The following is a 15988-nucleotide window of genomic DNA, read 5'->3' on the forward strand; positions in this document are numbered from 1 at the left end:
GTGATCGCTCAAGCTGGAAAACGCCTGTTAGTAACTAACCTTTAATAGCAATAACCGCACCGGGGCGCAGCCAGCCGATCAATTTGACGAGTGTGCCGTCGTCCAGGGACACGCAACCCGCGGTCGGGCCGCCATCGGTGGAGTGGACGAAGAAGGCTGAGCCGCCGCCGGGGACCCTGTCCTTGTTCACACCCATGACGATGGCGTGCTTGTACTGCGGGATCGGCAGATTTTCGCTCTGCGCGGTGCTGAACGGGCATTCGGCCTTGGCGCACTGCTGGTGGGTGTTGTAGGTGGGGCTGCTGCTGTCGCCGTCCCACCAGTCATTGGGGCCGACCTGCAGGTAGCGCAGCCCGCTGGGTGGTGGCGGCGCCGTACCGAAGGCCCAGTCCAGCGAGTAGACGCCGTTGGGGGTGGCCGAGGCCCCCTCGCGGGCCTTGTCGATGAATCCGGCGGAACCCACGTGAGCAGGAATCCCGGTGGACACCGCCTGCCACTGGCTGCCGTTGCGCTGGAAGACATCGATCTTGGCGTTGGAGCCGCCCGCACCGTTGACCGCGAGCACCTGCGTGGCGTTCCCGACGGACTGGGCGAACCAGGGCACGAAGGGTTCCGCCGCGGCGGGTGTACAGAGGAGCACCGTGGCCAGGGCGAGAAGGGCCGCGCAGGGCAGCGTCACAAGACGGAACACGGTTCCATCGTTGCCGATGTTGTTCTCGAATCCTTCAAGGTTGGGACACAGTTATGCCACGGACTGATCGGTATATTTCGGCCATGGACGCTGAGCTCGAAGAGTGGAAAGCCGCTGGGCATTACTTCGACTATCTGGGATTCGACATTTTCTATCGGATCGAGGGCAGCGGGCCACCGTTGCTGCTCATCCACGGGTATCCCTTCAACTCGTGGGATTGGGCCCTCATCTGGCCCACGCTGGTGCAGCGGTTCACCGTTATCGCACCGGACATGATCGGGATGGGCTTCTCCGACAAGCCCGTTCAATACGGGTACTCGGTGCTCGATCACGCCGATATGCATGAGGCGCTGTTGTCGTATCTGGGCATCGAGCGGTTCCATCTGCTCACCCATGATCTGGGGAACTCGGTGGGCCAGGAGATGTTGGCGCGCTTTGAATTCGAGCAGCAGTCGCGCGGCCGCGTGCCCATCGATTCGGTCACCTGGCTCAATGGCGGCCTGTTCATCGAGGCCTACCGCCCGCGTATCGCGCAGACGTTGATGTCACGTACACCGTTGGGCGACTTGGTAAGCCGGTTCCAGGGCACACCAGTGACGCGCCGGATCATGGACGCCGCGGTGAGCGAGATGTTCGGCCCGGACACCAAGCCGTCGGCGCGACTGCTGTCGCTGTTTCAGCAGGTGCTGGAGTACAACGACGGCGCCCGCGTCACCCATCAGGTGGGCCGCTTCATCAATGACCGCTACGACAACCGCAGCCGGTGGGTGCGGGCCATGCGCGAAACCGCCGTACCCATGCGCATGATCGACGGGCCGATCGACCCCAACTCGGGATTGCATATGGCCGAGCGCTATCTCGAGGTCATTCACGAGCCCGATGTGGTGCTGCTCGACGACAACATCGGGCATTGGCCGCAGATCGAGGCACCCGAGGCGGTGCTCACGCACTTCCTCGAACACATCGACCGAATCACGACTTAGGCGGGGCGCTGTCCAGGTAGGTCGAGAAGGTCGCGTAGTTGCAGTCCGTCTCGCCGGTACCGGTGACGCTCTGACACACCACCTTGTCGTTGAGGTAGATGCGCACCGTCACCGCGGCGTCGGGGTCACCGGAAGCGGACCAGTTGGCCTTGACCTCAGCGTGATTGGGGGTCTTGGCGCCGCGGGAAATATCGCCGACGGTCGCGTCGACCTTCCACGGCAGGGTGACGCCGTCGGCAGGCTGCATCTCGGTGCCGTCCCAGTACTGCACGTTCGCCGTGGAGACGGTGGTGGAGACAACCTCGTAGGTCACCGTCTTGTCATCTGCGTGCGCTGCCGCCGGGAAGCTGAGCGCGCAGGCACAGGCCATGGCAGACGCGACGAATAGTTGGCGGACGGTCATGAAAACACCTCGGTATGTCAGGGCGGCTTATAGATCGTTAGGCAGGCTACAGGGATTCTCTGGGCGTCTGCTGAGCCCGTCATCCACAGCACTTCCGCCCAGATACTTGAGCAAACCCCGATCCGCCCGGACTATGGGGTGATGAGCAGCGCGGGGGATGCCGGCCCGGGGTACCCGGTCGGCGACAAGGACACCAGGGCGGGTTGGGGCACCGCGACACTTATCGCTTTCCGCCTCGGGACCTGCTATTTCGGTGTGTTCGGACTTGTCGTCGCGATCGGTCTGATCCCGGTCATCCTGAAGGGCGCCGGGATCGACGGGCCGTGGTCGGTCATCCGGGGGATTTTCCACGCCGTACGCTCACCGATCGCCTGGATTGGCGAACATCTGCTGGGCCTGAGCGTGCAGAGCACTCAGGTGGGCAGCGACAGTGCGTTCCAGTGGACAGCACTGTTGTGTATCGCGTTTCTTGCCGTCATCGGGGCGGCTATCTGGACGGCGTGGGACCGCCGCCGACGCTACGACCGTCTGCAGGCCTGGGTGTGGGTGATCCTGCGGCTGGTGCTGGCCGCGGCCATGTTCTATTTCGGGATGGCGAAAGTCATCCCGACGCAGATGCCTTTTGTGCTGAACCGGTTGGTCGAGCCGTACGGGAACTTCAGCCCCACGGGTGTGCTGTGGGCTCAGGTCGGGATATCCCCGGCGTATCAGATGGTGCTGGGGCTGGCCGAGGTCTTCGGCGGCCTGCTCCTGCTGCTCCCCCGCACCGCCGCCGCCGGGGCGTTGGTGTGTGCTGTGGACCTGACCCAGGTCTTCCTGCTCAACATGACCTATGACATCCGCCTCAAGACGGTGTCCTCCCAGTTGCTGTTATTGAGCCTGTTTTTGTTGGCGCCCTATGCACGACGGCTGTTGACGGCGTTCTTCACCGACCGTGCGGTGCCCGCGGCCCGCTCGGCGCAACTCTTCACAAGCCCCCGCGCCAACCGGATCGCACTCGTCGCACAGGTGTGCGTGGGTGCGGCGTTACTCGTCGCATTCAGCGCGCAGGGCTGGCAGCAGTTCACCAAGCCCACTCCCAATCTGTACGGCATCTGGCAGGTGGAGACGTTCTCCGCCGAGGGCTATTCACGAGACCCGCTACTGACCGACAAGATCCGTTGGCGCAGAGTGATATTCGACAGGCCGTTCCACGTCTCCGCCCCGGTGATGGTGACCGTACAGCGGATGGACGATTCGTTCGAGGTCTACGGCGGCACCATCGACCCGCGGAAGCACTTCATCGATCTGAGTCATCGAATCGAGCTGGGCACATACCAGGAGACCCCCATCCGGATCAGGCTCACGTATTGGTGGCCCGGGCAGCCGGATCAGATGATTGTCGACGGCGACGACTATGCGGGGCACAAGATCCATCTGCGGGTCACCCGAATGGATCCCACTTCCTTCCCGCTCGTGGAACGCGGCTTCAATTGGGTGCAGGAGACGCCCTACATCCGCTGATCTGCTGTGAATCAGCTGGGGATCGTGCATCACCGGCCGACTGCTCATAGCGTATGAACCGTGAGCCGTGGCCGTAGCGCATTGATCCTGATTGTGCTTGCGGTGATCGGTGTCGCCGCGACGGTGCTGTCCGTGCACGCGTTCCGCCGCCACGCACCGGCTGGGCCTGCTATCGATGGCGTGACATCGTCTCCCCCGCTGGGCTGGAACTCGTGGAATGTGTTCGGCTGCAATATCGACGAGCGCCGTATCGAGCAGGCGGCAGAGGCGATGGTGTCGACGGGGATGCGCGATGCCGGGTATCGCTACGTGGTGATCGATGACTGCTGGTTTGATCCGCGGCGCGATGAGTCGGGCGAGCTGCGCGCGAATCCCGCCCGTTTCCCGCACGGCATGAAAGCGGTGGCCGACTTCGTACACGCCCGCGGCTTGTTGTTCGGCATCTATGCCAGCCCCGGCGAGGCCACCTGCGCACAGAACGGCGGCTCATATCCGGGCCGTACCGGCAGTCGCGGGCATGAGACGCAGGACGCGCAGACCTTCGCCCGTTGGGGCGTGGATTATCTGAAATACGACTGGTGCGGACCACCCGCCGATGTTGACGAATTGGTCGACAGTTTCACCATCATGCGGGATGCGTTGCGTGCCACCGGCAGACCCATCGTCTACAGCGTCAATCCGAACAGCGGCACGGTAGTACCGCCAGGCCAGTACGAGAGATTCCGCGGCGTGGCCACGATGACCCGGGTGAGCCAGGACTTGGTGCCGGCATGGGACGCCATCGACGCGTACGACACCAGCCTTGGCGTGGTAGACGCGTTGACCAACGCCGCACGCCCGGAATTCCGGTGTAGCGCGCAGCCCGGCTTCTTCTGTGACTACGACATGCTTGTCGCCGGTGCACCACAGGTGGCAGGCATCAACCTTCCGCCCCTCAATGAGGCGGAGTCCCGCTCCCAGCTTGCTCTGTGGGCGGTGTGGGGGTCGCCCCTGATCGCCGGCAATGATCTGGCGCGCATGCCCGATAGCCTGCGCGCGTTGTTGATCAATCGGGAACTGCTTGCCATTGATCAGGATTTGCGGCGCGCGCCGGCCGTTTCCCTGCCGGGCAGTGCGGGAACCATTTGGACCCGGCCCCTTGCCGACGGTTCGACCGCGATTGTGATCGTGAACCGCGACGATTCCGCCCAGCCTTTTAGGGCAGCATTCAGCGCGCTCGGACTGCCCAAGACCCGCCAGTTCGATGTCCTCGACGTGTTCGCCGGAACGCGGTCCGTGCAGAAACTCACCTACCGGACCAGTCTCGCGGCGCACGACGCCGTACTGCTGCGGGTGCGGGCAATCGACGACCAGCACTAGTCGACTTTCCGGAAACCGGGGACGCCCGGCGCGCGACTCAACAAGATGGCACTGTGAGCGAGTCAGTATCGGTAATCGATGCCCACATCCATCAGTGGAATCCATTCACCACACCGCGCAAGGCATCAGGCCCGGCCAAGGCCGCGCGGCGGGCACCGTTCCTGCGTCCGGTACTTCCCCGGGTTTTCCCCGCTGCGACCAGGGAATTCATCGGCGATCCGCAGTATCTGCTGGGCCCGTATCTGCCTGTTGACTATCTCACCGACGGTGGACCTGCGCACGTGTCGACCATCGTGCACGTGGAGGCGGGCTGGCACGGCAAGGGTCCGCTGGGCCCGGTCGGTGAGACTGAGTGGCTCAGTTCCCTGCCGTTCGGCCTGAACGGGGCTCCTGCCCTCGGCGCCATCGTGGCCTACGCCGATCCGTCCCGGCCCGAAATCGCGGAGCTGCTCGATGCCCACCTACGCGCGAGTCCGCTCGTACACGGCATCAGATGCATGGCCTCGTACAGCGATGACCCTGGTGTGATGAACTGGGCGCCACAAGCGCATTGGCTGACCCAGCCGGCTTTTCTGCGCGGTTTCTCCGCTATCGCTGAACGCGAGCTCAGCTTCGAGATCTGGGTCTATGCGCACCAGATCCCGGAGGCGCTGACGTTGGCCCGCGAGTATCCCGGCACCACCTTCGTGCTCGACCACTACGCAACACCCGTCGGGGTACTGGGTCCGCGCGGAAAGCACACCGGTAGCACCGAATCCGCGCGCCGGGAGATCCTGCGACGGTGGTACGACGATATTTCGGCGCTGGCAGAGCTCCCGAACGTGGTCGCCAAGCATTCAGGTTTGGGTATGCCGATCCTGGGGGCCGGTCCCATGCCGCGGGAGCAACTGCGTGACAGCGTCGCACCGTTGATCACGCACCTGGATCAAACATTCGGCCCGGACAGAACCTTCTGGTCGTCGAACTTTCCCATCGACAAACCCAACGTCTCGCTGGTGGACAGTATTTGGATTCTTCGGGAGGTGCTGGGCGACCGTTTCGACGCGCAGCGTCTCCTGCACGACAACGCACGCCGCGTGTATCGGGTGGCCGACTGACGGGTCCGCTTACGCGGTGGAATACTCGCCGCGTACCCGAAAACGGCGGACGACGAAGGCGGCGGCGGTGGCATTGACCGAGCTGGTGGAGCTACCAGGTGGGTCATTTCCCATGGGCTGCAATATTTTCTATCCCGAGGAGGTGCCTGAGCGCACCGCCTCGGTGAGTGCCTTCGCCATCGAACGGCACCCGGTCACCAATGCGCAGTTCGCGGAGTTTGTCGAACACACCGGCTATGTGACCGTCGCCGAACGCGTGCCCGACCCGGCCCTGTATCCGGGTGCCTCTCCCGACGATCTGGTGCCCGGTGCCATGGCCTTCCGGGCGACGGCCGGCCCGGTGAACCTGCATGGTTGGCAGCAATGGTGGGATTGGGTACCGGGTGCGCACTGGCGGCGCCCATTCGGGCCGGGAAGTGATATCGACGGCGCGGCCGAACATCCGGTGGTGCAAGTCGCCTATACCGACGCTGCAGCGTATGCCCGCTGGGCAGGAAGGCGACTGCCCAGCGAGGCCGAATGGGAGTACGCGGCCCGCGCCGGCAGCGACACCGTCTACGCCTGGGGCGACGAGGTGGCACCCGAGGGCCGGCTGATGGCCAACACCTGGCAGGGCAGGTTCCCGTACCGCAATGACGGCGCCCTGGGGTGGCGCGGCACCTCACCCATCGGCACTTTTGCGCCCAACGGGTTTGGGCTGTTCGACATGATCGGCAATGTGTGGGAGTGGACGTCCACGCGATTCGGGCGGGGAGCGCAATCTCCGAAATCGTGTTGCAGCCCTTCGGATAATCCGGATCCATCGGTGATCCAGGTGCTGAAGGGCGGATCGCATCTGTGCGCACCCGAGTACTGCCACCGCTATCGTCCCGCGGCGCGCTCACCGCAGTCCCAGGACAGCGCGACTACTCATATCGGGTTTCGGTGCGTGGAAAACCTGGCGTAGTAACGCGGTAGCGAGCGGGCCGATGGTTCCGATGTCAGACTTATCCCGCCCCGCGGCAACGCGCATCGTCGTTTATGGGAGGACCGGCATGAGACGTGATATTCGAGCCCAGCTCGATGTGGACATCTTGGAGCCATCCACATTGGAGTTTCAGGTCGCTGTGTCGCCGCTAACGGGCGCCCAAGTGTCGGAAGAGCTGTCGCTGGAGCTGAACGGACGGCGGGTCGAGGCCCAGGAGGTCGCGGGCGAGCACGGAAACCGCATCCACCGCTTGCCGGCCGAGCGCGGCAACCTCAAAGTCTCCTACACCGCAACCATTCTTGGCCAAGCCGACGAAGTGCCCGTCGAGGCCGCGGACCTGTCGACGTACCTGCGCCCGAGCCGCTATGCCGAGGCCGACAAGTTTTTTGGTTTCGCGGCAGCTGAATTCGGCGAACACACCGAGCCCGCTGTGCTGCTGGAGAAAGTGTCATCCTGGGTCGGCGCCCGGTTGACCTACTCGCCGGGGTCCAGCGACCCCATCGATGGCGCCGTAGACACCCTGCTGTCGGGGGCCGGAGTCTGCCGCGACTACGCACACCTGGTGGTGGCGCTGCTTCGTGCCGTCAAAGTGCCGGCCCGACTTGTCGCGGTCTATGCGCCAGGCTGCGATCCCATGGACTTTCACGCTGTTGCCGAGGCCGTCGTCGATGACCGTTGGCGAGTGGTGGACGCAACATGCCTGGCACCGCGACAAACAATGGTCCGCATCACCACCGGGCGCGATGCCGCCGACACCGCTTTCCTCGATAACCATGGTGGCCAGATCGTGTTGAACGAATCCATCGTCGCTGCCGTGGTCGACGGTGAACTGCCCGAGGACCACATCGATCACCTGGTTTCGATGCGATGACCTCTGGCCGGCGCGACGCACTTTCGTATCCCGTCAAAAGACCACCCGAAATGGGCGATGCCGGTATTTCGGTCGCCGTTTAACTTCCCAGGGAGCTTCACGAGTTCGTATCGATCTTCGTGTTCACGACGCAGGGCCGGATCTTGAAGAGAAGACTGTATTGCATGCAAATCCCCGGAGAAGACGCACCCGAACCGGAACAGAAGGCCGAGCGCGGCAGACTCACCCGTCGTTCGATGTTGGGCGGCATCGCGGCGGCGGGCATGGGTGTCGCGGCCGCGTCGTCCCTGGTCGCGGGGTGCGATGACGACTCCCGCAGGAGCGCGGGCCGGAACTCGGCAGCCGAGGAGGCCAATGCGGGCTTTGACGGGAAGATCGAACTGGACGTCCGTGATTCGAAGCCGGACTGGACGCCGTACGAGCTCAAGCACGCGCCCGACGGCGCACCCAACGTGCTCGTCGTGCTGTTCGATGACACCGGAATGGCCACGTGGTCTCCGTACGGCGGGCGGGTCAACATGCCTACCCTGCAGAAGCTCGCCGACAACGGGCTCACCTATTCGCAATGGCACACCACGGCGCTGTGCTCACCAACACGCTCGTGTCTGCTCACCGGCCGCAACCACCATGTGAACCGGTTCGCCTCGATCACCGAGGGATCCGACGGGTATCCCGGTGCGGCCGGGCGGCTACCCGCACAATGCGCCACCATCGGACAGGTACTGCAAGACAACGGGTACAGCACATTCTGGGTGGGCAAGAACCACAACGTCCCCCAGGAAGACGTCTCCTGTGGCGGCAGCAAGTCGGAGTGGCCCTTGCAGAAGGGCTTCGACCGGTACTACGGCTTCCTCGGCGGTGAGACCAACAACTGGTATCCCGACCTCGTCGAGGACAATCGCTTCATCGAGCAGCCGGCCAGCCCGGAGCAGGGCTATCATCTCTCGAAAGACCTTGCCGATCAGGCACTTCGGATGCTGCGCGATCAGCGGAACACCAACCCTTCCAAACCCTGGTACATGTGGTTCTGCCCCGGTGCCAACCATGCGCCGCACCACAGCCCTGCCGAGTACGCCGAAAAGTACCGGGGCAAGTTCGACGACGGTTACGAGGCGTACCGCGAATGGGTACTGGCCCGGATGATCGACAAGGGCATCCTGCCCAGGGAAACCAAGCTCACCCCCATTAATCCGCTGCCCAAGGACGTTGCGGTGGAAGCGGACTCGGTCCGGCCCTGGAACACGCTCAACCCCGACGAGAAACGTCTGTTCTCGCGCATGGCAGAGGTTTTCGCCGGGTTCTCCGAATACACCGATGCCCAGGTGGGACGCGTCATCGACTACCTGGAACAGACCGGGCAGCTGGACAACACCATCGTCTTCTACTGCGCCGACAACGGCGCCTCCGGCGAAGGGTCGCCGAACGGCTCGGTGAACGAGAACAAATTCTTCAACGGATACCCCGATGACCTGGCCGAGAACATGAAGTACATCGACCGGCTCGGCACTCCCGATACCTACAATCACTACCCCACCGGGTGGGCTGTCGCGTTCTCCACCCCGTTCCAGATGTTCAAGCGCTACTCGCAATTCTCCGGCGGCACCTGCGATCCGTTGATCATCCACTGGCCCAAGGGAATCAAGGCCAAAGGCGAGGTTCGCCACCAATACCATCACGTCACCGACATTGTGCCGACGGTCCTGGAGGTGGCAGGACTGACGATGCCGGACACGTATCGCGGGGTCGATCAGTTTCCGGTCAACGGAGTGTCCATGCGATACACGTTTGACGACAAGGACGCGGCCACCACCAAGAAGCGGCAGTACTACGCCATGCTGGGTACCCGTGGCATCTGGGAGGACGGCTGGAAGGCCTCCGCGCTGCACGCGCCCATCAGCGGCAAGGGCCACTTCGACCAGGATAAGTGGGAGCTCTTTCACGTCGACGAAGATCGTTCGGAATCAACCGATCTCGCCGATCAACACCCCGATAAACTGAAGGCACTGGTCGACGCGTGGTTCGAGGAGGCGGACAAGAACTTCGTCCTGCCCCTCGATGACCGTCTGCCCACCGAGCTGCTCACCATCGAGCGTCCGCAGTTCGAGCCACGACGCAAGCGCTACCTGTACTACCCGGACGCGTCTCCGGTGCCGGAGGGCGTGGCGGTGAACATCCGCGGCAAGTCCTACAAGATCGTCGCCAACACCGATATCAGCGCGCAGGCGCAGGGCGTCGTTTTCGCGCACGGATCGCGGTTCGGTGGACATGCGCTCTTCATCAAGGACGGCCGCCTGCACTATGTGTACAACTTCTTGGGCATCAAACCCGAACAGGAGCTCATCTCGGCTCCCCTGATTCCGGGTAGTCGCACACTGGGCGTGGAGTTCGTCCGCCGCGACAAAGGTCAGTACGGCGAATCGTTGGGAACGGCGAATCTTTACGTGGATGGAAAGCTCGCCGCTACCGGTCCCATGCGGACTCAGGTGGGCACCTTCACTCTTGCCGGGGACGGGCTGTGTGTGGGGTACGACAGCGGCGACAACGTATCCCCGCAGTACGCCAATCCCGGCAGGTTCACCGGCGGCACCATCAAGGTGGTCGCCGTGGACGTGAGCGATGAGTCGTACATCGACCTTGAGAAGGAAGCGCAGGCCGCCTTCGCGCGGGACTAGTCAGCGAGCCACGTCAGCGTGAGTTCGTCACGTGTGCCGAACCGTTCCAGGTGCCGCTTCACCACGTCACCGAATTCCGCGGAGCTGGCCTCGACGTGCAGCTCGCCGGGCTTCGGCCGAAGCACCGCGACCGCGTCGGGGCTCATCTCGATCTGGATGGCATCGTCTTCCAACCCGGTCACAGTGCTCTTGGCTGCCCAGTGCTGCGCAAGTTGTTTTGCGTATCGCTGGGGGCGGTCGGTGACGATTACGCCATGAACTGGGGCCATCTGGCCAGTCTTCCAGGTTCTCCTGGACGGCGTCAGCCGTCGAACCGGTAGGCGTCCCGCCCGCCGCGATGGCCGGGCGGGACGCTGCGCTCTTACGCCGCGGCCTGCCCCAGCGTCACCTGGACGGTGCGCGCGTTGCCGGAGGGGTCCTGGTAGGTCAGCGCCATGGTGTCCCCAGGAGCCTTGGCGCGCACCGCCGCCACCAAGGCATCGGGGCCGTCAATGACATGGTCATCGACCTTGGTGATCACCGAGCCCTTGGGGAGCCCCGCCGTTGCCGCCGCGCTGTCGCGGACGACTCCCGCGACCACCGCTCCGGGGATGTCTTTACTGGACGCCAGTTGGACGCCCAACGACGCGTGTCGCACGGTGCCGGTGGAAACCAGCTCGTCGGCAATGCGTTTGGCCTGATCCACCGGGATTGCGAAGCCCAGCCCGATCGAACCGGCCTGCCCACCGCCTTGCGAATCTTGCCCACCGGAGAGCGAAGCTATCGCCGAGTTCACGCCAATGAGGTTGCCGCTCATATCGACCAGCGCGCCGCCGGAGTTGCCGGGATTGATCGCCGCATCCGTCTGGATGGCATTCATCACCGAGCGCTGACCGCTCTGGTCGTCTCCGGTAGCGACTGGACGGTTGAGCGCGCTCACGATTCCGGTGGTCACCGTGCCCTGCAGCCCCAGCGGTGAGCCGATGGCGACAACGTTCTGCCCCACCTTCAGATCTTTCGATGAGCCGATGCTGATGGGGGTGAGGTCATTGACACCCTGGGCGCGCACCACCGCGATGTCGTCGTCGGGGTCGGCGCCCACCACGGTGAACGGCACCGAGCGCCCGTCGGCCAGCGTGACGGTTGCCTTGACACCGTCGCCGGAATGGGCGGAGGGCCTGACGCCGCGCCCATCGAAGTCGTCCGAGTCCCGACCGTCACGCCCGTCCCGATAGCCGCCGGGTTGCTGTTCCCCCGGGAAGATGCCGGGCGGAAGTCCGCCGAACTGACCACCGAACGGGCTGTCGGGCGCGGTGACCGGAGCCGATGGTTGCGCGCTGCGCACAGCCGAAGCCACCACGTGGTTGTTGGTCAGAATCAAGCCGTCGGCGCTCAGGACTATGCCGGACCCCGACTCTTGCTGCCTGCCGCTTTGGATCTGCAGTTGCACCACGCTGGGCAGTACCTTGGCCGAGACCTCTTCGACCGAGCCGGCCGGGGCCGTGGCGGCGGGCTTTCCAAGTGTCGAACCCGTTCCCGGCGAGGACTTTCCCATCGCAGCAGGGCTCGATACCTGGCCGCCGGCGGCCGGATGCGCGGACTGGTTCACCACCGCGAACGCAGTGGTGGCGCTCGCGACGACAGCGACGGCGACGCCGCCGAAGGTGAGCCCGACGACGCGTAGACGTTTCCGGCGCAGCGGATTCGAGTCCAGCTTCGCGCGCTCCGGGAATGTTTCGCCGTAGGCATAACGTGTCCGGGTGGCCGCGGACGGACCATGCACCAGCCGATAGCCGTGCGGTGTCGTCGGGAAATCTTCTGTGTACGGCGGATGCCCGGACCGATAGTTCATTGCTGTTCCTTCTTCCTCAACATGCATCAGGGCACACGCCGCAGTTGATGCGCACTGTCACAGTGCCTGCATCCGCTGAGGCCATGCTGAGAATTTCCTCGCTGCAGGCCAAGACTTTTCAGGAGGTACTAGGAGCAGGTGGCGATGCGGGCCCCGGATTCACCACCGGAAGCGGTGCCGTCGTCGGGTCCGGCGGGTGCGTCTCGCGGTCACGCCGGACGATCTCGAAGACGTTGATGGGCCACCAGAACCAGCGGCCCAGGGCCGCGGCGATCGCCGGCGTCATGAAGGCGCGAACGATCAGCGTGTCGACGATGAGGCCGATGCCGATGGTCATGCCGAGCTGGCCCACCACTCGCAGATCACTGACGATCATCGACATCATGGTGAACGCGAACACCAGTCCCGCCGCCGTGACCACCCGACCGGTGGCACCCATGCCTCGGATCATGCCCGTGTGCAGGCCGGCGTGGATTTCCTCCTTGAGCCGCGAGACCACCAGCAGGTTGTAGTCCGAACCCACCGCCAGCAAGATCACCATCGACAACGGGATCACGATCCATTGCACGCCAAGACCGAGGATGTCCTGCCACAACAGCACCGAGAGGCCGCAGGCCGTGCCCAGGGATGCCGCGACGGTTCCCACGATCACCAAGGCGGCCACCACGCTGCGCGTGATCAGCACCATGATCGCGAAGATCAGAATCATCGACGCGATGATCGCGATGGCCAGGTCAACGACCACACCGTCCTGCATATCGGCGTACATCGAGGCGGTACCGGCGATGGAAACCTTCGCGTTGGATAGCGGGGTGCCCTTAACCGCATCGGCGACAACGCCTTTGAGGTCACGAACATGGTTGATGCCCTCGACCGATGCCGGATCGCCCTGATGGGTGATGATGAACCGGACGGCCTTACCATCGGGCGATACGAACATCTTCAGCCCGCGCTTGAAGTCGGGGTTGGTGAACACGTCGGGCGGCAGATAGAAGAAGTCGTCGTTCTTGGCCTGGTCAAAGTAGAGACCAATCTCCGTGGCGCCCTTGGCCATCTCCTGCTGTTGAGCCTGAGTACCGGCCATCACGCTGTGGGTCGAGATCATGAAGTCGCGCATCTTGCTCATCGAATCGATGGTCGACCTCAGCACTGGAAGCATCTGCGGCATCAGCTGATCCATGTGATCGAGGTCGGTGGTGAGACCCCGCATCTGTTCGGACAGCACATCGACACTGTCAAGAGTGTCGAATATTGCCCGCAGTGATTGGCAGATCGGGATATCGAAGCAGTGCTTCTCCCAGTACAAGTAGTTGCGCAACGGCCGGAAGAAGTCGTCGAAATCGGCAAGGGTGTCACGCATCTGATCGACGGTGACCAGCATGTCGTGGGTACGGCCCACCATGCTGTGTGTAGTGGCGGTTAGCTCCTGCATGATCGAGTACATCCGCTCCATGCTGGCTACGGTCTTGCTCATTTCATCAGCCTGCTCAAGCATCTGAGCGGAGTTGTCGTTGTTGAACTTTGCGGTCTGCAGTGTGCCCGCGTTCTGCGCCCCCATGAGGAACGGGATTGAGCTGTGCTCAATCGGCGCCCCCAGCGGGCGGGTGATGGTCTGCACCCGTTCGATGCCGCGCATATGGACGATGCCCTTGGCCACCCTGTCGATGACCAGCATGTCGGCAGGGGTGCGCAGGTCGTGGTCGGCCTCCAGCATCAACAGTTCCGGGTTCATGCGGGCCTGGGAAAAGTGGCGATCTGCCACATCCATCGCGAGGTTGGCCGGCATGTCGGCGGGGGTGAACTTCTGATCGTTGTATTGCGGCACGTATGTCGTCAGACTGGCGAAACCGATGATCGCGATCAAGCTGGTCAGCACGATAATCGGAATGGGCCAGCGCACCACCGAGGTGCCGACCTTGCGCCAGCCGCGCGCGGAGATCTTTCCTTTGGGTTCGAGCAGCCCGAATCTGGAACCCACGGTCAAGATGGCGGGCGCCAGCGTCAGCGCGGCGGCCACGATCACCAGGACCGAGATGGCGCAGGGCAGGGCCATGCTCTGGAAGTACGGCAGAGTGGTCATGGTCAGGCACAGGCAGGCCCCGACAATGGTCAGGCCGGAACCCAGAATAACGTGCGAGACACCGTGATAAGCAACGTAATACGCGTCTTCTCGACTCAGCCCCTTCGATCTTTCCTCGTGGTAGCGGCCGAACAAGAAGATTACGTAGTCGGTACCGGCGGCCAACGCCAGCATCGTCACCATACTCACCGCATAGGGCGTCAGACCAATGATGTTCAGATGCCCAGCGGTAGCCGTAACGCCCTGCGCGGCAAACATTTCCAGCCCAATGATGACCATGGATATGACCACCGTGACAAGGGAGCGGTAGATGAACAGGAGCATCACGATGATGACGCCCACCGACACCAATTCCATGGTCGACATGCTTTGATGGCCGGCCACGCTGGTATCGGCGTTGAGCACGGTGTTGCCGGCGACATGCGCCTTGATGCCCGGCGGCGCTTGCACGGAGCCGACGATCTCGCGCACCGCGGCCACCGACTCGTGGCTGGCACTGGTGCCCTGCGCGCCGTTGAGGAAGATCTGCACGTAGGCGGCCTTGCCGTCCACGCTCTGCGACCCGGCGGCCGTCAGCGGATCGCTCCAGAAGTCCTGCACGTTCTGCACGTGCTCGTGATCGGCCTTGAGCTTGGCGACGATCTGGTCGTAGAACTTGTGCGCGGCATCGCCGAGCTTGTCGTCACCTTCCAGCACGACCATCGCCGAGGAGTCCGAATCGTATTGTTGAAACACCTTGCCGATGTTCAACATCCCTTGGTACGACTCGGAATTCTGCGGGCTCAGCGGCACCGACCGGGAGGCCGCGACGTCATTGAGTGACGGGGTCAAGGTGCCCAGGATGACCGCGAGCGCCACCCAAAACAGAATGATCGGCACCGACAGGATCCGAATCAGGTGGCCCAGGAACGGCCGGTGCGGCTTCGTGTGCGAATTGCTCATACGGATTTCACCAAGCAGTAGATGAACGGTTTGACTTTGTCTGTGCTGGTTCGGTTGTCGCGCATCTCGCCGTCGACCGTCACACGGCAACCAAGATCGGTGACGCTGCGATCACCCTGGGCCACGATGTTGGCGGACATCGACGGCAAAGTCGTTACGATCGTGAATGACCAAGGGAGTGGGGCATTCTCGATGAGATGCGGCTGACCGTTCTCGTCGAGGTAGTTGAGGTTCGCGGTACCGCCGGAGCCGACGACTTCGTAGGTGATGTGCTTGGGGTTGAAGTTCGCGGTGATTCCCGAACCCTCACCGGCCTTCGGCGCGCGAGGGGCTGCGGAACCGCGAATTTGCGTGATCGCATATCCGCCGATCCCGACGACGACCACCAACAGCAGTGGAATCCAGAACCGCTTCAACAGTCGGAACACCCGTGCATCCCCTTCTGCCTCTTCCCTGCCAGAAACACAGGTGCTTGCCGATGAGGCGACCGGTCACACGGCATTGTGTACCGCCGGTCTATTACGGCTGAGACCGTACCACGGTAATAGACCGGCGGTTCACTATGGAATGGTTGGTGGCGCATTAACAT

Annotated in this window: 13 protein-coding genes; 7 read left to right on the forward strand and 6 right to left on the reverse strand. The window is 63.4% G+C overall.

All coding sequences use genetic code 11. From position 1 onward, the window contains the following. Positions 1-34: 34 nt before the first annotated feature. Positions 35-742, reverse strand: coding sequence for a L,D-transpeptidase family protein (locus ABG82_RS24460; RefSeq protein ID WP_162269278.1), 708 nt, complete (start codon positions 740-742; stop codon positions 35-37). A 32-nt stretch (positions 743-774) separates the two neighbouring features. Between ABG82_RS24460 and ABG82_RS24465 the strand changes: the two genes are divergently transcribed. After that, entirely contained in the window at positions 775-1674 is a 900-nt protein-coding gene (locus ABG82_RS24465; RefSeq protein ID WP_043080405.1) for an alpha/beta fold hydrolase, read from the forward strand. On the opposite strand, the gene ABG82_RS24470 is transcribed toward ABG82_RS24465, so the two are convergent. Beyond that, positions 1664-2077, reverse strand: coding sequence for an MmpS family transport accessory protein (locus ABG82_RS24470; RefSeq protein ID WP_043080404.1), 414 nt, complete (start codon positions 2075-2077; stop codon positions 1664-1666). The two genes, ABG82_RS24465 and ABG82_RS24470, sit on opposite strands and share 11 nt — an antisense overlap. 141 nt (positions 2078-2218) lie before the next feature. Between ABG82_RS24470 and ABG82_RS24475 the strand changes: the two genes are divergently transcribed. The 6 genes from ABG82_RS24475 (at position 2219) to ABG82_RS24500 (ending at position 10546) form a co-directional block, all read left to right on the forward strand. Beyond that, the gene (locus tag ABG82_RS24475) at positions 2219-3580 is read left to right on the forward strand and encodes a DoxX family protein (protein WP_276049415.1); all 1362 of its coding nucleotides are present in this window, start codon (positions 2219-2221) and stop codon (positions 3578-3580) included. Between the two features lie 60 nt (positions 3581-3640). Further along, entirely contained in the window at positions 3641-4939 is a 1299-nt protein-coding gene (locus ABG82_RS24480; protein WP_043080402.1) for a glycoside hydrolase family 27 protein, read from the forward strand. A 53-nt stretch (positions 4940-4992) separates the two neighbouring features. Further along, positions 4993-6036: an amidohydrolase family protein gene (locus ABG82_RS24485; protein WP_043080401.1), complete on the forward strand. Its 1044-nt coding sequence runs from the start codon at positions 4993-4995 to the stop codon at positions 6034-6036. Positions 6037-6052: 16 nt separating this feature from the next. Next, a complete protein-coding gene (locus tag ABG82_RS24490) occupies positions 6053-6982 on the forward strand; it encodes a formylglycine-generating enzyme family protein (RefSeq protein WP_043080400.1) in 930 nt (309 codons plus the stop codon). A gap of 88 nt (positions 6983-7070) precedes the next feature. Continuing rightward, a complete protein-coding gene (locus ABG82_RS24495; protein ID WP_043080399.1) occupies positions 7071-7874 on the forward strand; it encodes a transglutaminase-like domain-containing protein in 804 nt (267 codons plus the stop codon). A 164-nt stretch (positions 7875-8038) separates the two neighbouring features. Further along, positions 8039-10546, forward strand: coding sequence for an arylsulfatase (locus ABG82_RS24500; RefSeq protein WP_043080398.1), 2508 nt, complete (start codon positions 8039-8041; stop codon positions 10544-10546). On the opposite strand, the gene ABG82_RS24505 is transcribed toward ABG82_RS24500, so the two are convergent. The 4 genes from ABG82_RS24505 to ABG82_RS24520 all read right to left on the reverse strand — a co-directional run bounded on the left by ABG82_RS24505 (position 10543) and on the right by ABG82_RS24520 (position 15827). Next, positions 10543-10815, reverse strand: coding sequence for a DUF2218 domain-containing protein (locus ABG82_RS24505; RefSeq protein WP_043080397.1), 273 nt, complete (start codon positions 10813-10815; stop codon positions 10543-10545). The genes ABG82_RS24500 and ABG82_RS24505 overlap by 4 nt on opposite strands. Before the next feature lie 92 nt (positions 10816-10907). Continuing rightward, positions 10908-12404, reverse strand: a complete 1497-nt coding sequence (locus ABG82_RS24510; RefSeq protein ID WP_407661844.1) for a S1C family serine protease — start codon at positions 12402-12404, stop codon at positions 10908-10910. Positions 12405-12495: 91 nt separating this feature from the next. Beyond that, positions 12496-15399: an MMPL/RND family transporter gene (locus ABG82_RS24515; RefSeq protein WP_078343689.1), complete on the reverse strand. Its 2904-nt coding sequence runs from the start codon at positions 15397-15399 to the stop codon at positions 12496-12498. Continuing rightward, the gene (locus tag ABG82_RS24520) at positions 15396-15827 is read right to left on the reverse strand and encodes an MmpS family transport accessory protein (RefSeq protein ID WP_043080396.1); all 432 of its coding nucleotides are present in this window, start codon (positions 15825-15827) and stop codon (positions 15396-15398) included. Before ABG82_RS24520 ends, ABG82_RS24515 begins: the two co-directional genes overlap by 4 nt. Between the last annotated feature and the right edge of the window lie 161 nt (positions 15828-15988).

Origin of the sequence: Mycobacteroides immunogenum (assembly GCF_001605725.1) — a bacterium.
GTDB lineage: Bacteria > Actinomycetota > Actinomycetes > Mycobacteriales > Mycobacteriaceae > Mycobacterium > Mycobacterium immunogenum.